The 23,024-nt window shown below is 65.0% G+C and carries 9 protein-coding genes; all 9 read right to left on the bottom strand.

All coding sequences use genetic code 11. The features are described from left to right. Positions 1-169: 169 nt before the first annotated feature. Positions 170-12,766 (bottom strand): filamentous haemagglutinin family protein, encoded by a 12,597-nt coding sequence (locus ACP7CJ_RS18115; protein ID WP_426100922.1) that lies wholly within the window; start codon positions 12,764-12,766, stop codon positions 170-172. A gap of 196 nt (positions 12,767-12,962) precedes the next feature. Then, positions 12,963-14,126 carry a substrate-binding domain-containing protein gene (locus ACP7CJ_RS18110; RefSeq protein WP_247407671.1) on the bottom strand — a complete coding sequence of 388 codons (1,164 nt, stop codon included), beginning with the start codon at positions 14,124-14,126 and terminating at the stop codon, positions 12,963-12,965. Positions 14,127-14,600: 474 nt separating this feature from the next. Then, positions 14,601-15,812, bottom strand: coding sequence for a type II secretion system inner membrane protein GspF (gene gspF, locus ACP7CJ_RS18105; protein WP_276197644.1), 1,212 nt, complete (start codon positions 15,810-15,812; stop codon positions 14,601-14,603). Further along, positions 15,812-17,230 (bottom strand): type II secretion system ATPase GspE, encoded by a 1,419-nt coding sequence (gene gspE / locus ACP7CJ_RS18100; RefSeq protein WP_276197643.1) that lies wholly within the window; start codon positions 17,228-17,230, stop codon positions 15,812-15,814. The genes gspF and gspE overlap by 1 nt, the downstream gene beginning before the upstream one ends. 439 nt (positions 17,231-17,669) lie before the next feature. Beyond that, positions 17,670-19,988 carry a type II secretion system secretin GspD gene (gspD, locus tag ACP7CJ_RS18095; RefSeq protein WP_426100920.1) on the bottom strand — a complete coding sequence of 773 codons (2,319 nt, stop codon included), beginning with the start codon at positions 19,986-19,988 and terminating at the stop codon, positions 17,670-17,672. Next, positions 19,985-20,497, bottom strand: a complete 513-nt coding sequence (gene gspM / locus ACP7CJ_RS18090; RefSeq protein WP_276197641.1) for a type II secretion system protein GspM — start codon at positions 20,495-20,497, stop codon at positions 19,985-19,987. Before gspM ends, gspD begins: the two co-directional genes overlap by 4 nt. After that, positions 20,490-21,572: a type II secretion system protein GspL gene (gspL, locus tag ACP7CJ_RS18085; protein WP_426100918.1), complete on the bottom strand. Its 1,083-nt coding sequence runs from the start codon at positions 21,570-21,572 to the stop codon at positions 20,490-20,492. Before gspL ends, gspM begins: the two co-directional genes overlap by 8 nt. After that, positions 21,569-22,459: a type II secretion system minor pseudopilin GspK gene (gene gspK / locus ACP7CJ_RS18080; protein ID WP_426100916.1), complete on the bottom strand. Its 891-nt coding sequence runs from the start codon at positions 22,457-22,459 to the stop codon at positions 21,569-21,571. The genes gspL and gspK overlap by 4 nt, the downstream gene beginning before the upstream one ends. Before the next feature lie 8 nt (positions 22,460-22,467). After that, positions 22,468-22,917 carry a type II secretion system major pseudopilin GspG gene (gspG, locus tag ACP7CJ_RS18075; RefSeq protein ID WP_058427239.1) on the bottom strand — a complete coding sequence of 150 codons (450 nt, stop codon included), beginning with the start codon at positions 22,915-22,917 and terminating at the stop codon, positions 22,468-22,470. Positions 22,918-23,024 lie beyond the last annotated feature (107 nt).

Below are 23,024 nucleotides of genomic sequence, written 5' to 3'. Positions count from 1 at the left end.
GTCAGTCAACTAATCTGTAACTGACCCACTGCTATCGGGGGCAAGCCCCCTCCCACATTTCTGACCGAGTTCGGCTTCCAGTATCAGGTCGGCTATTAGGCCGCCGCGCCAACAAAAAAAACGGGGCAATCACTGATCGCCCCAAACGTACATCGAGAGGTCCTTCCACTTACAACGTGATCTGCTTGCGCTCCTCATCCGTCAACCGCGCACGCGCCTGTTCGCTCAACGGCCCGGCGCCCAGTACCTGCACCGGGCTGTTGGGGTTGTACTCCGAGGTTTTCTGCTGTTCCTGCGGCTCGCGCTGCACCGGTTCGGAGCCAAAGCTCAACACCTCCACCGTCACGATCGACGCCCTGCCCTGCTTGGCCGCCGCCTGCTGGCTGCGCGCCGCGTCTTCCGCCGCCTGGGACGCCGCCGCCCCCGCCGCGCTGGCCGAGCTCATGGCGCCGGTATTGACGCTGGCGGTCACCGGCACCCCGGACGACTTGCCCTGGGTCAGGATGTTGGCCGCGTTGACCACGTGCAAGGCGGCGATGTTGACGTTGCCCGAGACCCGAATGCCCGCCTCGCCCGCGTCGATGGTGCCCAAAGGCGCGATCAGGTCGATATCCCCCGCCGGTACTTCGGGGATCGGGTTCAGCGTGGCGATCCCCGCGCCGGTACTTGGCACCGCCGGCGACAGGCTCACGTTGCCCCAGTTGTCATAGACGCGCTTGGGCGGCGTGTACACCACGGTGGTCTTGGAGCCGCGCCCGGCGTTGATGTCGCCCTCGCTGGTCCAGGCCATGATCGAGCCACCGAAGGTGGTCATGATGCGGCTCTGGCCGAGCAAAATGCTGCCCATGGAGTACAGCTGGATATCCCCCGCACCCTGGGTGATCACGCCGGCCGTGGACGGTGGCGCTGCGCCTTCGATACCGAAGGTCTGGCTGCCGCCTGGGGTGAGCATCTGGATCGAGCCGCCGAAGTTGGTGTGTACGCCCGAGCCGCCGAACATCGTGATGTCGCCCTTGTAGGTAATCGGGTTACCGGCCACGTCCGTCTCAGGAAACAACTTGGCAATCGCGGCACGACCACGCACATAGCTGCCCTGGCGCACACTGCCGTCCTGGTTGTATTCACGGCCGGCGGCCTTGAGTTCGGCGAAGTACACATCACGGGCGAAGACCCGCTGTTGTTCGGCGGGCAACGCTGCGTAGTAAGCGCGGGCCTGTTCGCTGCTGCCGACGAAACCGAAACGCTCGGCCAACCAGCGGACCAGTTCGTTTTCGTAAGTCTTGGCCACCCTGCCGCCCTGCAAGGACTCGCCCGCTTGTGCCAGGTTGGCAGGGTCCAGGTAAGCCTCGACAAAGTGCAGGTAATCCGGGCCGTTCGGACCGACACCGGCCTGCATCACGATGCTCGCGCCCGGGCGATTGTCGCCTGCCACCACTGCGCCGAGGCTGGTGACGCTGACCTCGCCCCCCGCCGCCGCTGGCCGCCCAGCCATCAGGATATTGCCGCCCGCCGTCACCTCCAGCAGGCCGGGGCCGGCGACCTGGAAGTTGCTGTAGAGAATGTCGCGGCCGGCGGAAACGATGGAAATGTCGTTGGGGTTGTTATGAATAAAGAGGTTGCCCGTCTGCTGCTCCGACAAGGTTCCCCGGGCATCGTTGAACAGGCTGCCACTGCTGACAATGTCACGCCCGGCCATCATCCACACCGGACCGTTGCCCTCGTACCAGGTCTGCCCCGAATTGCTCGCCGTCGGCGCACTGTTGAAGCCAATGACCCTGCCGCTGCTGACCCCGACCAGGTCGCCGCTCAGCGCATAGAAACGCGCTGGGGATTTGGGCACATAGGCAGCAGCCGACGCCGTGGCCGACCCAAACGTCAACAATGGACGCGGGTCAGAATAGGTGACCGTACCCTCCGTCGGCAGACCGCTGTTGGCTGACAGATTATTGCCATCGGCGACCACCTGACCGTCAATCCTGCCGACAAATGCCGGCTGCCAAGGCGTGGCCATGATGCCCGGGTCGGCCGCAGACGGCGTGACGAACATGCCGCCGGCGTAAATCGAGTCGCGGGCCAGGAACTGCAACTCACCGTCAGGGCCCGGGGCAAGCAACAGCGTGCCCGAATAACTGCCATCGGACTGGGAAATATGCGCGGCCTTCCCATAGTAGAGATTGCCTCCAGCCGCGGTCGCACGAAGAATCGACGGATAGACGATTGCCAGGTCAGTCGCTGTGCCGCTGACATTCGGGGTCAAATTGCCGCCTGCCGAGAACAGATCTATCGCCGTGTGGGCCGTCCACAACGTGAACCAACTTTCCCCGTCCCCCGACTGGGTCCCGCGAGTAAAGGCGGACCTGTTAGCCACCTCGACCCGTCCCGGGTCGAGTACATCCTGCACGACCAGATCGCCGGCCGTGGCCAGACTGAACGTGGCATCACCCGGTACCAGTGTGATACCGCCCGAAGGCAAGCCACGGGTGGCCTGCAACGGGTCGTATGCGCGTGTTTCGCCGGGGCTGTGCTGTATCGAAATGCTGCCATACGTCAGGCTGATATCACCCGCCGTACCACTGCTTACTTGCGCATTGCCGCGCAGGTTGACCAGCACCCCATTGCGCGAATCCACAGCCTGTGAGGCGACCGGGTTCAGCGAACCGCCGATGTGCAACTGCAGGTCGCCGCCGCCGGTCAGCACCAGGCTGCCATCGCTGGCCACCCGACCGGTACTGCCCACCGCCAGCACCAGGCCTTCAGTGCGCACGTTCAGCGCCGCGTTGTTGGCGCTGTCCGCGAGGCTATTCAAGGCCCCCGCATTGCCGCGCACAGTCACGTCCAGGTCACCACCGCCGAGGGTGCCAAAACCGGTGAAGCCCACTAACTGATCGGATGTCGTCAGGGCCGTCTTGACCGTGGTGAAACTGCCGAAATTGACCCACCAGGCGGTCGGCTGGGCTTGCTCGCCCGTCACCACGTCCGCGCTGCCCTGGCGCCATAACCAGTTACCGACGGCGGCCGATGGGTTGCCGACGTCCTGAGTGTCGGGACGACCGAGAAAGGAGGTCGAAGGGCTCACGATATTACCGGTGAGATTCCCGCCCACGTTCAACGTAAGGTTGCCGCCGGCCTCCGGGTACCAGGCCCGGTACAGGCTGTCCGAAGAGCCGTTGACGAACTGCTCGTAGTAGCTGTTTGGGCTATTGAGTACGGTCTTGTTGCTGTTCAGCACCTTAGCCTGGTTATACGGATCGCCGGCTTGGGTGGTAACAGAGGAGGTGCCTGCGGTATAGACCCCGAACAGTGACTCCATGCTCAGGTTGCCGCCACTCAACAGCTCCAGGTCACCGGTGCCGGTGCGGATCACACTGAAGCGCGTACTGGACGGCGTGGCCGCATACTGCTTGCCGCCACCCAGCAGGCAGTACGACGGTGAACTGGTGCAGAAATCAGCGATAGCTGGCAAGCCCAGTTGGTCCAGCTCACTTTGCTTGATCACATCGCCCGCTTTCACGAAGACCCCATAATCGGCCAGCTCCAGCGCAGCGGACTGGGTCCACAGGTAATCGACCTTAACCGCGCAATACGCCGGGTTGCCGTTGCAGAAATCGGCAATCGAGCCCAACCCGAAACCATCCAGAATCGCCTGGTCGACCGGGTCGCCTTCCTTGACGGTCACACCGTTGGCGGCAAAATCTTCGACGGCAAAGGCGCTCCAGGTCTGCACGCCGGTGGCGGGCAATTCCTTGGCAAACATGCCGTAGTGAGCGTCAGCCAGGCGCAGGTCGCCACTGCGCGGATGGCTTTGCAGGATGCGGCTGTCGGCCGCCTCGGTATCGGCGCCAGCGACCAGGCGCAGCGACCAGGATTGCGTGCCCTCGGCCAACATCGGTGCAATCGCCCACAACTTGCCCTGGCGTCCGGCGACTTCCGGGCGCAGTTGCACCGAGCCAACCCCGTCGGGCAACTTCACGTTGGTACCGGCGGGGATCAATGCACCCCGTGGCAGCGCCTTGCTGCCATTGAGCATGACGATGTTGTTATTCAGGTTCGCCCCCGCCACCGCCGGAAGCGGTACGCCTTTTGGCCAGGTCATCGCCGCCAGGCGGGTGCCCTGGGCCAGCAGGGTGCCCGCCTCCAACTGCGTACCGGCCACCAGCGTTTGCGCCCGGTCGAGCAAGGTGCCGGCGGCAAACAGCAGGTTGCCGCCCGCATCGCGTATTGCCGCCGCCAGGACGGTGCCGGCCGGCAGCACCAGGGTCTGGTCGAGGGTCGCCGCCACGGGCAGACGAGTGCCGGCCGCCACCGTCAGGCCTTTGATCGGCACGTCGTAGTTCAAGGTGGCCCCCGCCGGGAACGCGGTGCCATCGGCCAGGGTCACGCCGTTACCCGGCACCACCACCGCGCCGCCGGTAAAGTCGATTCCGGGCAGCAACACCCAGCCCTTGTCGTCCACCGTGTCTGGCGGTGGGGCAAAACCATCGTTGATGCTGCCGTATATGTTCAGGTCGCCACCAGCACGCAGGGTCAGGCTGCCGGACTCGCCGGAGCCGTACACCGAGGTTTTCTGGCTGTTGGGGTTGAGGCTGGCGTAGCGGTAGCCGGACAGGTCCAGATCGCCCTGCACCACCAGATCGCCGTCCGGTGTACGGCTGACGATTTCCACACCCGGGCGCAAATGGAAGGCATTGGCGTAGGTCGCATTGTTGAGCCCCGCCAGTTTGCCCTGCAACAGGTCCTGGTTGAGCAGTGCCGCGTTGATAAACGCCGTGCTCAGCGCATGCTTGCCATCCAGGTAGGCCTGGTCGATCTGCTGGTAAGGCCGCCCGCTGGCGGTAGGGTCGTTAACCAATGGCGCATCGTCATAGGTGGCCATGCCGTTGAGGGTGATCGAACGCGCGCCCTGGATGGCCAGGCGGCCACGGGCGTCAATGTTGATATCGTTGCTGCTGCCATCGGTGTTGACCAGCCGCGGTGCATTAAGCTCCAGGGTGCCGCGATTGCGCCCGTCGTTGCTGGACGAGCCATTGGTGCCGTGGCGCAGGTCAATGCGCATGCCGTCGGCGAGGGTCAACTGGCCGTCGCCGGAGCCGAGGACCACCATGGCGCGGTTGGGTGAGTCGATGATCTTGCCATAGCTGTCCACCCGCAACCGGCCGCCGTGGGCGTCCAGCATGGCGCTGCCGTCCAGGCTCAGGCCATGTTTGCCCGCCAGGTTGATACTGCCGACGCGCTCACCGCTGGCATCCACCAGGCCGGTGACGCGCAGGCTGCCGTTGTCCACCGAGACGCTGACGGTGCTGGCCTTGACGCCGTTGCCGATGGTCAAGTCGCCTTGCTTGAGCTGGAAGCTGCGCGCGCCGAAGACTTGGCCCGCATTGAGGCGCTGGTTCAAGTCCGCAAACTGCTGGTCCAGCGAACCGCTGCTGCCCAGGCGCTGGGCCTGGATTTCCACGGTACCGGCCTGGTACGGCATCAAGGTGCCGCCCGCGTCGTAGTCGCCGCTGCTGCTGCCGAGGATCTTGCCTTGCATGTCGACAATGCCGCCCGCCGCATCCACTGCGACGGCACGCAGTTTGCCGGCCTGGTTGTTCTTGGCCGACAGGTCGATCGTCGAGCCTGCCGCCTGGTAGATGTTGCCATTGCGACTGTCGAGCAGCACATCGCCCCCCCAGCCGTACTGGGTCACATCGTTGAACCCGATCCCACGGCCGGCGACATCAATCAACGCAGTGTCCGTCAACACCACGTCGCCGCGGGCGCCGAGGCTGACCTTGCCGCTGGGCAGTACCACCGCGCTGGCCAGGCGAAGGCTGTCGCCCTGCAACGACAGCTCGGCGCCCTGGCCGTCGACTGTGCCACGTGGGCCGGCGGAGCTCGCCACATCAATCGCACCGCCAGCGGTGATCCGGTTCACCGAGCCGGCTTCACCTGTCATCAACGGCGTAAGAATCGTGAGGTTGCCGCCACTGTACTCAAAGCCCTTCACCGAATCGTAGGCGCCCTGGGCCTGATAAACCGACAGGCTGCCCTTGTGGTTGGCGGTGATGCGCTCGCTGGCGTTCAGGTTGACGTTGGCAAAGCCCAAGGCCAGGCGGTCGAATGTCAGGGTGGTGCTCGGCTGCGCAAACGCCCCGTAACCGAATTCGATGCGCTCGGCATTGATATCCAGGCGCCCGCTGCCGGTGCCGGCACCGCCGCTCACCACCGCGCCCGCCGGGTCGGTTGCGCCCTGCCAGATCAGGTTGGCGGTGTGGATGCTGGCCACATCGTTTGTCCCGCCGGCACCGTAGATGGCCGGCGTGGCAATCATCAGGTTGCTCAGCAGCGATTTGCCGGTGAGCGGGTCGTAGGTGTCCAGGGAGGTGCTGCCGTAGAAATTGAAGCTGTCGCGTGCCGACAGTTGCAGGGTTTCCAGGGCGGGCGCGCCGAACTGGGTATCGCCACGCAACAGGCGGTCGAGCAGGGCCTGGGTGAGTGTCAGGCCAGCCGGCACTTGGTTCGCGGCAGCAGCAGCCGCCAGCGCTTCAGCGCTGCCCAGGTTGATGGCGCTGACGCCCAGGTTAAGGTGGCGCGTACCGTAACGCACCTGGTCACCCAACTCGAACCTGGCGTCGGTCAACGCAACGATACTGCCTTCGGAGTACAGCCCGGTCTGCCCACTGCAGAGCACGTCGCTGCATGTGCCAATGCTGATCCCCGCGCTGACCTCGCCACCGGCGCCCGGTGCCGCGATCACATTGAGCTGGCCGTTGGACACCGCAAGCATGTTGGCGACCTTGTAGATATAGCCGTCTTTGGCATCGTAGCTGGCCTGGCCGTGGCCGATCGTATCGATCGATGCGCCTTGCTCCAGAGTGATCGCGCCAATGTTGCTCACCAGGAACACCTCAGGCGCGGCAAGCGTGGTGCCCTCGCGCAAGATGATCGAGCTGTTGGCCCGATTCGACCCGTTCGCCAAGATGATGTAGTTGCCGGACTGGCCATACACCACCGCCGTCATCCCTCCCACCATCAGGCGTGATGCGCCCAGGGCATTGAGGCTGTCGGCCTTGAGGGTAATGCCTGTAAAGCCGCTGGTCGCCGGTTGGTCCGCCGCGATGACTTCGATGCCGCCATGGCCCGGGTCGATCACCGCGACGGTGCCGCCGTAGCCACCCTCCGCCGCCTCGAAACGGCCAGTGCCCTGGAAGGAAAACGCATCCGCCCCACCGCCCGAGCGCAACGCCAGCTTCAGGGTCTTGGCGTCGACTTCCAGCATCGGTCGCGGCACCCCGAGTTTCGCCGCATCCGCCCTGGCGAACTGCGCATAGCTGGTTTCCTTGTACTGGGAATACTGGCGCAGGGTATCGGCCGAGGTCAGAACCACCTGGCTGGCAACGCTGTTGCTGATACCGGTATTGGCGATCGATAAGCGCCCGGCAGTCGTCCACGAGCCGTTGCTCATCAACTGGGTCGCGGCTTCGTTGCCGGGCCCGGCCAAGCCGTTGACCTCGACCCGGAACGCGCCTGGCAGTAATGCGTAGGTCGACGGCATGAGCGTGTAAGTACCCGCTGGCAGCCCCGGCACCCCGGCGCCAATGGTGATTTGCTGGCCAATCAACGGCGACCCCGCCCCGCTGTCCCCGCCCGCAGGTGCAACAACGGGCTGCACGCCCGGCACAATCGCGTAGACCGGGTTGGTGGACAGCCCCGGCAACACAAACGTTCCGTCGGCGCCAAACTGTACCAACGGGTTGTACCGCGCATCCGTCGAACCACCGCGCCCGGACACGAAACCGGCGCCCAACAGCTCACCGCCACCGGAAAGGTCCAGGGTGGCGTCCGGCAGCACGCTGACCGACTTGCCGCCCAGCACCACACCAATCGCCAGTTCTTCGGTGATCACCCCGCCTTGGCCGATAAATGCCACCTGCTTGCCGTTGTAGTTGTAGACCTGGCCATCCACCGTGCCGCCATACGGCAACACCAGGCCCTTGCCACTCACCGACGTCAGGCTACCCGGCAGCAGTTGCACCAGGTTGCTGCCCAGGCTGCCGATATCGATCAAACCCAGGGGCGCCCGCACCACGCCGCCTTGTCGCACAGTGGCTGCGTTCATCTGCAAACGCCCGAACACCGAGTACGGCATCGTCGCCTGCGCCGTTCCGGCGCGACCAATCGTCAGCGTGCGCAGAGGGTCGAACTTGAGATCGCCGCCATTACCTTCGCCCTGATAGCCGGCGACCACCCGCGCACTGACTTCCGTACCGGGGTACAACTGCGCCGCGCGCAAGGTCATATCGCCCTGGGTCAGCAATTGGGTACTGATGCCCTTGGCAACCGCGTTGGTACTGGCGCCGGCAAGAAAGCGCAGGTCGCCCTGGCTAGTCAGGTTGACCTGATCAAAACCGCGCCGCTGCAGGCTCGCCAGACTGCCGTTAGCCTGGCGCAGGCTGCTGCTGTTGCCGAATACCACGCTGCCCTGCACATCGATCACCTGGGCGTTGGCATTGAACTGCGCCTGGGTCGCCAGCAACGACGGTTTGATCAGCGTCGGCACCGCGCGCACGTAGTTATCCCGGTTAGCCTCCTCCGGGGCGAGGATGCCGGCCAGCAGCACATACGGGGCCGACAGGTTGACGCGGGAGCTCGCAGACGCGCTGTCGGCGAGGCTATAGCCGGTGCTGTACAGCCGCAGGCTCTGGCCCATGTTCAAGTTCACATCACCGGCAACGCTCAACAAACCATTGCTCAACAGCGCCAGGTTATCGAAGCCCCCGGCGCTGACCTGATCCACGCCCAAGCTGCCATGGCCGTATGTCAGGCTGGCGGCGGCATCCTCGGCGGTGCCGGCCAATGCGTGGGGTTGATGAGTCTGGCTCAGTACCAGTTCGCGGGCTTGCAGCACGCGATCGGTGACCACACCTTTTTGGTAATACGGGCTTTCCAGCGCCACCGCCAGGGTCCCACCCGCCGCACCGGCACCGCCGGCCTTGGCGACAAAGCTGCCGTCCAGATACAGGCCGTTGTTGGACGCCAGGCTGATGCTGCCACCGTTACTGGCCACGGGCACCGTGCCCTGCCCGGCAACGTTCAACCGGGCCTCGGTACCGGACGCCTCCAGCCGCGCGCCATCGCGCACCACCACAAACAGGTCGCTGGCCTTGGCGATGCCGGTGGCCGTGTCAATCTCGCCACCGATGCTGATCTTGCCGCCGTCGCGCACCTGGCCGTAGGTGCGACCAAGGTAGTCCAGCGCTGTCACCGCGCGCGCCGAGACATCGATCAGCGCGTGCTCACCGATCCAGATCGAGCGGCGATGGCCGATCGCGTTGGCCTGCTCCATCGCCTGGGGCACAACCGTCGGGCTACCCAGACTGACAGTGCCGCCCCAGGCATTGAGGGTGCCCTCCAGGGTCAGTTGCCCGACACTGCGCAGGTTGATGGCCTGCCCCGGGTCGACCGTGATCACTGCGCCTTGGCCGACCGTCAGCGCCGTGGTTGCCAACTGCGCCGCCGTGGAATCCGCGTGCCCGGCATTCAGGTTCAAGCTGGCACCACGGCGCTGGGTGAGCACGCCCTTGGCCGCGTCTTCTTGGTACACCGACGAGGTCCAACGTTCCAGGGCCTTAGCCGGGTCGCTCCCGGTTGGCATGTTCGAGGCTTGTTCGCCCTGCCGCAAAACGGGCGCGATGACCTCCACCTGGGTGCCGTCGGTAACGATCAGCCCTTCATTACCGGTAATGTCATAGGCCGAGAAGCCTTTGTTGAAAAAATCGCCGGCCAATTTCAAGGTATCCGCAGCCGGCACGTCGGTGCTGTCGCCGATCTGCACCTGGCGCGCCTGCAACGCCAGCGTGCCGCCGCCGTTGACGCCATAGCCGAGCACCTCACCTTGCAGCCCCAGCGCACCGAGCGCAGCCAGGGTCACGTCACCGCCCTTGCCGCCTGCGAGCGTGCCATTCACGCCAAGGGTGCCACCGGAAGAGGCCTCCACCACGCTGCCTGCGCCCAGGTTTACGTCGCCGGTGCTGCGAAGCGACACCTTGCCGCCATTCACATAGGCAACGCCGCCGATGCTGGAAGAGTCCAGCGCCAGGTTGTTCCAGCGCCCGCTGGTATCGAGCCTGACCCCGCCGGCCACCCTGATCCCGGCGCTGCCCGCCAGGATCGTATCGACCACCAGCCCTTTCGTCGGGTCGACCTGACTGAGGATGTTACCCACGTTGAGGGTGCCGCCGTGGGCCGTCAGGTTGGCGTTGATATTGACCCCTGGCCCGAACAGGGTGATATCGCCGCCGTCCGCCACCTGCAGCGCAGCGTTGACGCTCATTTGCTGTCGGGCCCCGACCTTGATCGCACCCAGTTGGTAGCCGTTGAGCTGATCGCTGTCGAGCACCATCTTGCCTTGGCGATCCGCCGGCAGCGCGGTGGCAAGGTCCAGGCCCTCGGCGACTTTCTGGGTGTTGCTGTCGATCAGCACCTGGTCGGTGGTCGCGCCCAATGCATAACGCAAGGTGCCGGTGGTCTTGTTGTAGATCGGTAGGTATTGGCCAATGATCAACTGCGCGCGCTGGGCCTGGGCCTTCTGCGATTGCTGGTAGCCATCGAGGTTGATATTCGCCGCCTGGGTCTGGCGTTCGCCCTGGAACACGTCGCTGATCAGTTGCCCTTCCAACACCGCGCTGGCAGTGCCGACCACCAGCTTGCCGGCATCGCGGCCCACGGTGTAACCGGACTCGTAACGGCGTTGCGTGGCGATCATCGGGTTGTAGTAGTACTCGGTCTGGCCCCAGCGTTTACTGGTGTCTTCAAAGCCCTTGTAGAAGCCGGAGTAGAGAATGTCGCCCGGGGCTCTGGACACTTCATACAAACGCCCATCGGGGCCCTTCAGCCAAGTCTGTTCGATATAACCGGCCTGCACATCCACGGTGCCGCCCGACAGGTTGATCTGCGCGCCCTGCTGGGTCACCACGTCCTTGCCGGTAAAGGTCACGGTGCCGCCCTGGGCCATCCACTCGCCCACCGAGTGGCCCTGGGTGCCGAGGTAACCGCCGACTTCCAGCAAGCCGCCAGCGGTGTACCAGCGGTCCGTTGCATAACCGTTGGTGCCCGCCGGTACAAACACCAGCTCGCGCAGGTCGACCCACACGTCGTTGTTGATCAGTTTGCCGTCGTCACGGTTGACCGACGCATCGCGCTGCTCGTTGCCCTGCACGTTGATCTTGATGTTGTTGGCGTTCATCGCCACCTTGACGCCGACCGCGCCGGACACGTCGATCATCGCCCCATCGCGCACCAGGCTGCGCCCAGCGGCGCTGACGGCGACCTGCCCGCCAGTGGCCAGGGTGATCGAGCCCTTCTGGAAATCCACGGTGCCGCCACTGACGATCTCGATGCGCGACTGGTCGGTGCGGTCGGCCACGGCGCTGAGGTGGTTGAACTGGCCGGTGATCAAGTTGGCGGCTTGGCCGTCGAGCTTGGTCAGGCCGGCGCTCTTCTGGCTGTCGAGGGCGCTGCAGTCGCCGGCATCGAGCAGGATCGCGGTGGTGCTGCCCTCGCCGAGGGTCACGCTGCCGGTGGTGTCAGTGGCCGAATTGAGCAAGTGAACGGTGCCGCGCGTGTCCACCGAAGTGCTGGTCAGGACCACGCCATTTTGCTGGACCTGGTGCCCGGTCAGGGTGATATCACCGGTGGAGGCCATGATCAGGCCGCTGTTGCTGACCTTGCCCGCCGTGGAGCCAGCCTTGAGGCTGGTCGCCACTTCATTGCCACGGGTGGTAGAGCGGTCGTTGCCGGTGGTGCCGACGCCCTTGCGAATGTAGAAACTGTCGCCGGCCGCCAGGGTGGTCTGGCCTTTGGCAGTGATGAGCGTGCCGGCGTTTTCCACTTCACTGCCGAGCAGTAAGGCATAGCCGCCCGCATCGGTGGAGGTGGCGGGGTTGTGGGTCTGGATCAACGCGCCGTGCTGCACCTCAACCTTGCCGGCCGCGTCGGTGAATGTCGGCTGGGTCCCGTTGGTGTCGACGTAAATACCGCGCTGGGTGAACTGCTCGTCGGTGATGTTCGCCGCGGCGGCCACCAGATTGCGCACGTTAACCTGGCTGGTGCCGCTGAACACAACGCCGTTACGGTTCAGGATCATCACCGTGCCTGCGCCGGTGATCTGGCCCTGAATCTCACTGGGGCGCGCGTTGGGGTCATTGACACGGTTGAGTACCGCCCAGTTGGACTGCTGCTGGAAGTCGACGGCGGTGTTGCGCCCGACGTTGAAGGTCTCCCAGTTGAGGATCGCTTTGTCGGCGGTCTGCTCGACGGTCACCGTGGTCTTGCCACCGGACTGGCTTTGGGTCGGGCCCTTGGCGTTGGTCCAGCCCTGGGTCAGGCTGTTGTCGACCTGCAGGCCGCCCTTGCCCAGGCCATCGGGAATCGTCGAGACCTGGCCGAACGCCGCCTGGCGCCCTGCCGCTTGCGCCGCCTGCTGGGCCGCAATCGCCGCGACGCTGGTGTTCAAGGTGCTGATCGAACGCGCTAGCTGCTGGTTGACCTGCGCCTGCTGGTTCAGCGTCGGAATCCCCGGCACCTGCCCGGCACTGATCCGCGCCGCCGTCGCTGCCTGGGAAGCGCCTTTTTCGGCAAACCAACCGGAACTGAACGCCGTGGCCGCCTGGGCATTGCCGGCCACCATCAACAGGGCAATGGCCTGGGCCAGTGGCTTGAGGCGCAACACAGCCGGGGCACTCGGGCCTTGGGCATTCAGCTTAAGCGTTGGTTTGCAGCGGACCATCGGGAATCTTCCTTCTTTGTTAACGCCCAGGGGTAAGACAGGCTCACGTATGTGGGTTAGGCGGTTGGCAAGGAGCACGACTGAACTTCTGTCATGCAAAGTTCATATAGGCCTGCTAACCGCAGGCAGAAATGCAAAAAATCAGCAACGGCACGGGCCGTTGCTGATCAGGTATTGCAGGTCGTTGAAGCGAGGGTTACAGCGGACGACCGATGCCGTTGCAGACGTCAGCCTTGCCGATGCTCAGCGTGCTGGTCGCAGTGACGAAGTTATTGGTAATAGCGGTTTTCCAGGTGGTCGGCAGCGGCACAAAGCGGTTGGCCTTGATGGCGTTGTCGTTGCTGTTCAAGGCGCTGGAACCGAAGTGGCGGGTGAAGAACGCACGCACTTGCGAGGTTTGGGTCGCGTCGGCGTAGCACTGACTGAAAATCAGGTTGGTGAAGCCCAGGATCGGGTAGCCAGTGGTGGGGTATGGCACAACGGTTGGGTCCGCCGAACCGGCAGGGCCAAACACCGGTACCCAGGCGTTCTGATCGTTGACGTTGGTTGGAACCGGCACCACCGCAATGGCTGCCGAGACGTTATCCGGGGCTGGGGAAACACCGCCAACCTTGGCGACCTTGGTAGCGTCATCCAGACCAGCCAGGGTAGACGCGGCGTAGTCCGGGCTCATGTAGGTGATGCCACCGTCAGTCGCGTTCAGCGCAGTCATTACGCCTTGGCTGCCGGTGGCGGCCACTGCGGTGGATGGAACGCCAGTGCCGTAGCTCGACGAAAACGTCGTGGTCACGGCAAAAGGCAGTGCCTCGGAGCATTTGGCGTTAAGGAAGCGTGTGAAGAGTTCGGTGGTGCCGCTGGACTCGCTGCGGTACACCAAGGTGATGGCGCCAGTGCGGCCGGAACCAGTGACCTGGCTCCAGTCAGTCAGACGGCCCGAGAACACGCCGCACAACTGGTTGACGCTCAGATCGACATTCGCAGTGCCTGCTTTGTTAAAGGGAATGGCGACCGAAGTGGCGACCGATGGCACCTGGATCAGCTTGCCCCAGGTAGGTTGTTTGTTGGTGAGGTAGGTCGACAACTCAGTCGCGCTCAGTTTCGAATCGCTACCGGCCCAATGCACATTCTTGTTGGTAACGCCCGCCACGAACTTGGTGTAGTCGTTGGTCAGGAAGGCTGCCTTGCCGTTGCCGCTGCCCACACCGATGTAAGGGGCGAAACCGGTGGTGAGGACGCCTGTAGTCTGGTACAGCGCTTGTGGCAAAGTGGCGCCGCCGCCGTTGATGTCAGCCATTGCCGCCTGTGCCGAGCACAGTGCAGCGAGGGTCATGGATACCGCGAGAACGTTGCGCTTAAACATGAAGAATCTCCTTTCGTCGTGTTTGTACGTTTGGGTAGATGGCTCTTGCATGACGCCATGGCTCCGGTCCCAAGCCGTGTCTCGGGGGTGGCTGGGGGTGAGGCCATGGCTAGAGAATTTCGCAGTTTCCGATGACAGCAATGGGAAAAAACCTCGGGAGGAAGGGCTTGATTTTTAAAAAGATTCTCGGGTGTTTTGGTCATGCTTTTGAGCGGTTTGGAGGCAGGTGACAGCGCGGTTTCAGTGGGGGTTTCGTCAAGGCGGCGCGGGCGGTGGCGAGGGGCTTGGCTGTGACGAAACGATGAACCCGAGGTTGCGGGCTGGCGGTATCGGCCCACCCCTACATCAACTGAACAGATAGGGTCCACTGTGGGAGGGGGCTTGCCCCCGATGAGGGAGTGTCAGCCACAGATGCATAAACTGACCCACCGCAATCGGGGGCAAGCCCCCTCCCACATTTTTGACCGCGTGTAGTCAGGTCACCAGTTGGTTGATCTCGATGATCGGCAACAGCACCGCCATCACGATCACCAGCACCACGGCGCCCATCACTACGATCATCAGTGGCTCGAGCAGCGCGGTCATGCCCATGGCGCGGCGCTCGATGTCCCGCGACAGGGTCTGCGCCGCGCGTTCGAGCATCGGCGGCAGTGAGCCGGTTTTTTCGCCGCTGGCGATCAGGTGGATCAGCACCGGCGGGAATACCTTCTCCACCGCCAGCGCGGGCGCAAGGTTGACGCCTTCGCGCACTTTGGCGGTGGCGTCGTTGACGCACTGGCTCAGGCGCTCGTTGGACAAGGTCTGGCGCGCCGCTTCGAGGGCGCGCAACAGCGGCACCCCCGCGCCGCCGAGGATCGCCAGGGTCGAGGCAAACCGTGCGGTGTTCAGGCCCAGCACAAAGCGCCCGATCAGCGGCAGGCGCAGCACCCGGCTGTGCCAGTTCAGGCGCGCCACGGGGTTGCGCAGGTACAGGCGCCAGGCCCAGAAGCTGCCGACGATCCCGGCAAAACACAGCCAACCCCAGGCGCGGATAAAGTCGCTGGCGTTGAGCATCGCCAGGGTCAGCCCCGGCAGGTCCTGGCGCGCCTGGGAGAACGCGCTGACCACCTGGGGCACCACGTAGCTCAACAGGAAAATCACAATGCCGATGGACACCAGCCCCACCACGCCAGGGTAGATGAACGCGGTGAGGATCTTGCCGCGCAGGTTGTTGCGCTCTTCGATGTAGTCGGCCAAGCGCTCCATCACCTGGGCCAGGTCGCCGGACTCCTCCCCCGCCGCGATCAGCGCGCGGTAGATCGACGGAAAGTCCCGAGGCCGCGCCGCCAGGGCATCGGCCAGGCGCATGCCGCCGCGCACATCGGCGCGCACGGCGGCCAGGGTCTGGGCGATGTGTTTTTTCTCGGCCTGTTCCACCGTGGCGCTCAGCGCCGCCTCCAACGGCAGGCTGGCGCCGAGCAGGCTCGCCAGTTGCCGTGTGGCCCAGGCCAGGTCGTTGTCCGACAGCTTGGCGCTGAACAGGCTGCTGGCGCCCGCTGCCTGCTGATTGCCTTCGACCTGCACCCGCAACGCGGTCAGGCCACGGCTGCGCAACGCGGCAAACGCCGCGCTCTGGCTGTCGGCCTCCAGGTGCCCGGCCTCGACTTTGCCGCTGGCGTCGGCGGCTTCATAGCGATAGCGATTCATCAGGCGTCCCGTGTCACGCGCAGGATTTCTTCGGCGGCGGTGGTGCCGCTGCGCACCCAACGCTCGCCGTCTTCACGCAGGCTGAACATACCGGCGCGGCGTGCAGCCAGGCGCAGTTCCTGTTCGCCAGCGCCCTGGTGGATCAGGCTGCGCACCTCGTCGTCAACGCAGAACAATTCATGAATGCCGGTACGCCCGCTGTAGCCGATCTGGTTGCACTGCGCGCAGCCCACCGGCCGCCAGGTGCCGGGCGCGGCCGGGTCTGCCTGCTTGCAGTGCGGGCACAGGCGCCGCACCAGGCGCTGGGCCAACACGCCCAACAGCGAAGACGCCAGCAAGAACGGTTCGACGCCCATGTCGATCAGGCGGTTGACTGCCGATACCGCGTCGTTGGTGTGCAGGGTGGCGAGCACCAGGTGGCCGGTGAGCGAGGCTTGCACGGCGATCTGGGCGGTTTCCAGGTCGCGGATTTCGCCGATCATGATGATGTCCGGGTCCTGGCGCAGGATCGCGCGCAGGGCCAGGCCGAATGTCATGTCGATCTTGGCGTTGACCTGGATCTGGCTGATACCTGGCAGGTCGTACTCCACCGGGTCTTCGACGGTGAGGATATTGCTGGTGCTCGCATCCAGTCGCGCCAGCGCGGCATAGAGGCTGGTGGTCTTGCCGCTGCCGGTAGGCCCGGTGACCAGCACGATGCCGTGGGGCTGGCGGATCAACGTGTCGAGGCGCGCCAACAGGTGCGCTTCCATGCCCAGGGTTTCCAGTTGCAGGCGCCCGGCCTGTTTGTCGAGCAGCCGCATCACCACGCGCTCGCCATGGCCGGTGGGCACTGTCGACACGCGGATATCAATCGGCCGCCCGGCCACGCGCAGGGCGATGCGGCCGTCCTGGGGCAAGCGTTTTTCGGCGATGTCGAGTTGGGCCATGATCTTGATCCGCGACACCAGCGCGCCATGCAGCGCCTTGCGCGGCGAGACCACGTCGCGCAGGGTGCCGTCGACGCGGTAGCGCACCACGGAATGGGTTTCGTAGGGTTCGATGTGGATGTCACTGGCCTCATCGCGGGCGGCCTGGGTCAGCAAGGCGTTGATCATGCGGATCACCGGCGCGCCGTCCTGGGTGTCGAGCAGGTCGGTGATCTCGGGCATGTCCTGCATCAGGCGGTCGAGGTCGACTTCGTTTTCGGCGGCGCCAACCACCGCGGCGGCGCTGCCGGTGTCGGCATAGGCGCTGGCGAGCAGGCCGTCGAGTTCGTCGTCGCGCACCTGTTCAAGGTGGCTCTGGCCGAACTGCCGCTGGACTTCGCTGATCGACCAGCCGGGGGTCGACGGGCAGACGGTCAGCCGCATGCCGGCCGCGCCGGGGCGCAGAAGGATGCGCTGGGATTTGGCCCAGGCGTAGGGGAGCAGGCTCATGGGATTTGCTCGCTTGCGCTGGCTTTAGATGGACTGAGTACATATCCGTTGCTGCGGTAACGGCGGCTATGGGTTCCGCCCTTACGGCGGGTCACTTTTGGAAAGAGCCCAACAGTAACCAAAAGGCTCTCGCCCCACCACTCGGCACCTCGCTTAGGCTCGGTGTGCCCGAACCCAGGCATTACTCCGCGGGCCGCCGCGACGGGCCATCCATGGCACGGCGCGGGAACTGGCGCGCGCTGTAAATGTGGGAGGGGGCTTGCCCCCGATAGCGGTGGTTCAGTTACAGATGAATTGACTGACACACCGCTATCGGGAGCAAGCCCCCTCCCACATTTTGAAGCGGTGAGTGCCCGGGAGTTGGGGGCCTTCCAAAAGTGAGCCGCAGTAAGAGCTGAACCATTAGAGGCCGCTACCGCAACAACGGATATGTACTCCATCACCGCTGCGCCCCCCCCGAAGCCGGCACCGCCCTGATCACCGCCCTCGGCCCAGCCCCCGGAATCGCCTTCTCCACCGACGGCAACTGCGGCGCCTGCACATCCGGCAGCGCCCAACTGCGCTCCGGCTGCAAGCCACCCTGGGCGCGGCGCATGAACTCATAGCGGTTCAACGTAATACTGCGCCCCGCGCCACTGTCGCGAATGATGTAGGGCCGCAAAAACACCATCAAATTGGTCTTGCTCACACTGCGCTTTTCGTTGCGAAACAACGCGCCCAACCCCGGGATATCCGACAACCACGGCACCGCGTCATTGCTCTGGCTGTAGCCGTCCTGCAACAACCCGCCGAGCACCATGATCTGCCCGTCGTCCAACAGGATGCTGGTATCGATCGCACGCTTGTTGGTCACGGTGCCCGCGTCCACCGACGCCCGCGTGTCCACGCTGCTGACTTCCTGGTAGATATCCAGCTTCACCGTGCCGCCCTCGGAAATCTGCGGGCGCACGTTGAGCTTGAGCCCCACTTCTTCGCGCTGCACGGTCTGGAACGGGTTGTTGCTGGTGCCGCCGCCGCCCGTCACATAGCTGCCGGTGACGAACGGAATGGTCTGCCCGACAAATATGCTCGCGGCTTCGTTGTCCAGGGTCAGCAGGTTCGGCGTCGACAGCACGTTGGTGCCGCCCTTGCTCTTCAAGGCGCGGGCCAGCACCTTGAGGTCGAGCACCTTGCCGATCCCGGGGATGTCCACGCTGCCATCGACCAGGCCGATATTCAGGCCCTTGGGCAACACATCGATGCTGGTCTTGCTGGTGGACGTGGCATTCACCCCGCTGCCCCCCAGGTTCACCCCGCCAAAACCGCCCTTGCCACCGAGGTTGCCGGCCTGCCATTGCACGCCGAATTCGCTGGCGTCGTCTTCGTTGACTTCGACGATCAGGCTTTCGATCACCACCTGGGCGCGGCGCTGGTCGAGCATGTCGATCACTTCGCGCAGGTTGCGGTACAGCGGGTCCGGCGCGGAGATCAGCAAGGTGTTGGTGGTGGCGTCGGCCTGGATCGTCACGCCGCCAGCACTGAACGCGGTGTTCTGATCACTGCCGGGGGTACTGCCAGTCGCTTTCTTATCCTGGCCATACCCGGTCTGCACGCCGCTGCCGGTGGGCGTTCCGCTGCTATTCTGCGCGGTGCTGCTGCCCTGCGTGCTCTGCGCATTGCCGCCCATGGCACTGAGTTTGCCCCGCGCCTCGTCGCTGACGCCGGCCTCGCTCTCGCCAGTGAGTAAGCCACGCAGCGACTGCGCCAACTTGCCCGCCTGCGCGTTGCGCAGGTAGACCACGTGCATGTTGCTCGGGTTGCTCTGGGCATTGTCGAGCTTGTAGATCAGGTTGCGCGCCAGCTCGGTACGCTCGGGGCTGCCGGCACGGATGATGATCGAGTTGGAGCGCGGGTCACCGATCACGTTGATCTTCTGGGTCTGGTCGGCGCCCTGGGTGTCGAGGAGTTCGCTGACCATGGCGGCGATGTCCACGGCGATGCCGTTCTGCACCATCACCACGTCGGTGTCGATGGCGCTGGGGGTGTCGATGCCGTCGATGATCTGCGCCACCCGCGCAAGGTTTTCCGCGTAGTCGGTGATGACGATGCTGTTGTTGCCGGGGTAGGCGTTGATCGGGTTGTTCGGCGAGACGATCGGGCGCAGCACCGGGATCAGGTTCACCGCGTTTTCATATTGCAGGCGAAAGGTGCGGGTCTGCATGCCGCTGCTGCCGGCGCTGTAGATCGGCCCGCCGAGCAACTTCGCATCCGCCTCCGGCACCACCTGCGCCACGCCGCCGACGTCGACCACGCTGAAGCCCTGCATGCGCAGCGCCGCCAGCAGCATGTCGTAGGCTTGATGCGCCGGCACCTGGCCTTCGCTGACCAGGGTCAGGTTGCCTTTGACCCGAGGGTCGACCAGAAACTGCTGGCCGGTGGCACGGGACAGCGCACGCACCACCGCCTGGATATCGGCGTCGACAAAATTCAGTTGCACCGGCTGATCGCCCAGTGGGTTGCGCGCCTTGACCGCCGCCGGGGCGTGGCCACGGGCGCTGTTGGTCAGCGGGTGCTGGAGGCGGGGCTTGGGCGCGGGTTCGTGCTGACGCTCCAGCACACTCTCGCTACTGCGCCGGGTGTCGGCCAGGGGTTGGCCGAGTTCGCTGTCCACCAGCAACGGCGTGGTCGGCGACGGGTTGTTGCTGCACGCGCTCAAGGCCAGTAACAGCAGCGGCGCGACCTTGCGAAAAGGCGCAGGGTTGGGGACTGACCACTTCATGAAGCTTCCTTAGCGCCAAGCGCCTGATCCATGCGAACGGTCCCGGACACAGTGCCGGCCGAGCTGTCGACGGCGTCCGCGCTACGCTGCAAACGCGCCTCGGACACCTCCAGGGAAAATGAACGCGGGTTGCCCAGCAACCACTCCACCACCGCATCGGCCGGCGCGTTGTCGAAGCTCAGGCGCCAGCCACCGGCGTCCAGCGCCTGCAACTGGTAACGACCTTGCAGGCCGGCGCTATCCAGGGCCTGTTGCAGCCCGGCGGCATCGGCGGGACGAGGCGCCACGACGCCCTGCAACAGCGCGTGCAAGGTGTCGGCCTGGGCGCGCAACTTGGGCGTTTCGGCCTGCCAATACGCAATCTTCTTCAAGGGTGGCTGAATCAGCACCAGCCAGGTCAACAGACTGGCCAACACCAGGCCGGCACCGCTGAGCATGCGTTGTTCGCGCAGGGCCAGGCCGCTCCAGAACGCCTGGGCCTGGCTGCGTAGGCGGCGCCACTTATTCATCACCCGCTCCCGGTTTTTCAGCGGCGTCCACCGGGCCGAGGGTCCAGCCGTGCTCATCGCGCGTCGCGCCAAACCCGGCCTGGGCCAGCGCCGCCTGCCAATCGCCTTGCACGGCGGGGCTACGGCTGTCGGCCAGCAACCCGAGGTGCAAGCGCCCCTGTTCGAAGGTCAGGCTGTCGACGTTGCCGACCATGAACGGCAGGCTGCTACCGGCCACTTGCAGCAGGCTGCCAAAGCGCTGGCCGGGGTCGGCGGCGGCGCCGGTTTGGCGGGCGGCCAACTGTTGGCGGGCCTGCTGCAAGGGGTTGAGGATCACCGGCAGTTCGGGGAAGGCCTGGCGCACTTGCTGGCTCAGCAGCGCCTTGAGCTGCTGGCCTTCGTCCGCCTGGCGCGCGGCGTACAGGTTCAGGCCCAGGGTCCAAATGGCAGTGGCCAGGGCGACAGCGGCCAGCGCCCTGCCCCAGCCGCCGCTCGCCGGTTGGCTGAGACGGCCGTGCAAGCCCCAGCCGGGTACGAGGCCACTCCAGCGCTGTGCCTCCTGCACCAGCGGCACCTCCAGCCCTTGATCCAACGCCTGTTGCCCGAGCGGATGCACCGTCGCTTGTTGCACGCTATGGCGCGTCAGCAAGTAGCCCTCGTGCATGGCCGCAGCGCCTGGCGGCAAGGCATACGGCGCCGGGTAAAGGCCGCGCAACGTGAGCCGGCCCTGCGCCAACACCTGGCCCAGTCGCGCCAACCCGGCCTTGGGCACCCAGGCCACCTGCACGCGCCCATCGCTGTCACGCGGGCCGTGGGCCACCTGCATCTGCTCCACCGGCCCGAGAATCAACGCCTGTGCGGCACAGGCCACGGCGGCCGCCGTTTTGGCGGCGGCCAGCGGCGGCAGGTCGAGGCTGGTCAGCAGGCTGTCAGCAGGGTGCAGAAAACACTCCACCTGCGGCTTGGACCGGCCCAACTGCAGCAGGCTTTCGCGGCCTTCGCTCAGCACCGCGCCACGCTCCAGCCAGGCAAATTGCACCTGGCTGTCGGCCGTCAATTGATCGAGTGGCGGCAAGCCGATCCGCAGGCGTTTCATGCGCCCACCCGCGACCAGATCACCTGGGGCCGGCGGTCTTCGGGGCGATGCAACAACGCGTCGATCGTCACCCGGCGCTGTTCACGGCGGGCCTGGCCCTGCAGGCGAAACCACTCGCTGGTAATGCCCACCTGCACGCTCTCTACCGCCACTTGCGGCAGGTGCAGGCGGTTGACGAAATCGCCGCGGTTGATAAACCAACGCCCGCTGTCGCGCTCGGCCACCAGCGCCTGGGCCTGGGCCAGGCTGAGCTGCGGCACCACCGCGCTGAGCACTTCGGCGCTGGCGGTGTTGCCGTTGACCCAAGTATTACCGGGCAGCACGCTGACGAAGGTCTGCAGGCGCCTTAGCAGCAACGGGTCCAGGCCGTCGATACCGCTCAAGTCATCCAGGCTGCGCAGCATCGGGTAGCGGGCCGGCAGCAGGGACTTGTCGGCACGTTGCTCGTAGGACCCGATCACTCGCTGGCTGATGCGTTGGCTCACAGCCGAATCGATGCCGATCAGGCGGCACAGGCGCTCGAAACTTTGCACCTGTTCGGCAACTACCTGCTGGCGACTGACCAGGTTGCGCAGGTTGAACTTGCCCTGCTCATCCTCCAGGCGCCCTTCAAACGCGCCGCCCTGAGGACGTGCCCACGGTTGATCAAGACGGGTCAGCACGTCCTTCTGACGGGCATCCCATAGCAGCAGCCGGCTGTGTTCCAGGCTGCCTTGCAACAACCATTGGCCCTGAATGCGCAATTGCTCGGCCTCCACGCTGCGGGTGAATACGCTCTGACGCGTGAGCATGGCGCCGGCGATCACCGCCACCACCGCCGCGATCAGCAACGCGCTGATAATCGCCATGCCGCGCTGCTTCGCCGCTGCGGGCGAATGCCGTTTCATGGGGCGCCTTATAGCTGCCAGGAGCCGATATCGGCATTCACGCCGTCGCCATCCGGCTGGCCGTCGGCGCCCAGGGAGAACACATCGACCTCACCGTTGGCGCCCGGGTTGAGGTAGTGATAGGGGTGGCCCCACGGGTCATTGGGCAGACGGTCGAGGTAAGCGCGCCAGTTGCTGTTCTTCGCATCCGCCGGGCGCTCCACCAGGACTTTGAGGCCCTGGTTCATGCTCGGGTAGGTGCCGTGGTCGAGGCGATAGAGTTTCAGCGCCTGCATCAACCCGCCGATGTCCTGTTTCGCTGCGGTGGCACGTGCCTGGTCCGGGCGATCGAGCACCTTGGGCACCACCATCGCCGCCAGAATCCCAAGAATGACCACCACCACCATGATCTCGATCAGGGTGAAGCCACGCTGGCCGCGAGGGCCTGGCAATGGGGATGTTAGGCGTGCGATATCCATCTCGACATTCCTTGGCTTGAGTGCGTTTCGGGGCGCAGTGTTGCAAGAACACATGTCAGTCGTATTGAAAATCCTCGGGAGTTTCGGTCGCCAATCGGTCAACTGCC

Origin of the sequence: Pseudomonas sp. PSPC3-2, assembly GCF_049897085.1 — a bacterium.
GTDB classification, from domain to species: domain Bacteria; phylum Pseudomonadota; class Gammaproteobacteria; order Pseudomonadales; family Pseudomonadaceae; genus Aquipseudomonas; species Aquipseudomonas paraveronii.
The sequence above is the reverse complement of the archived record's forward strand: the minus strand, read 5'-3'. Positions and strand labels throughout refer to the sequence as shown.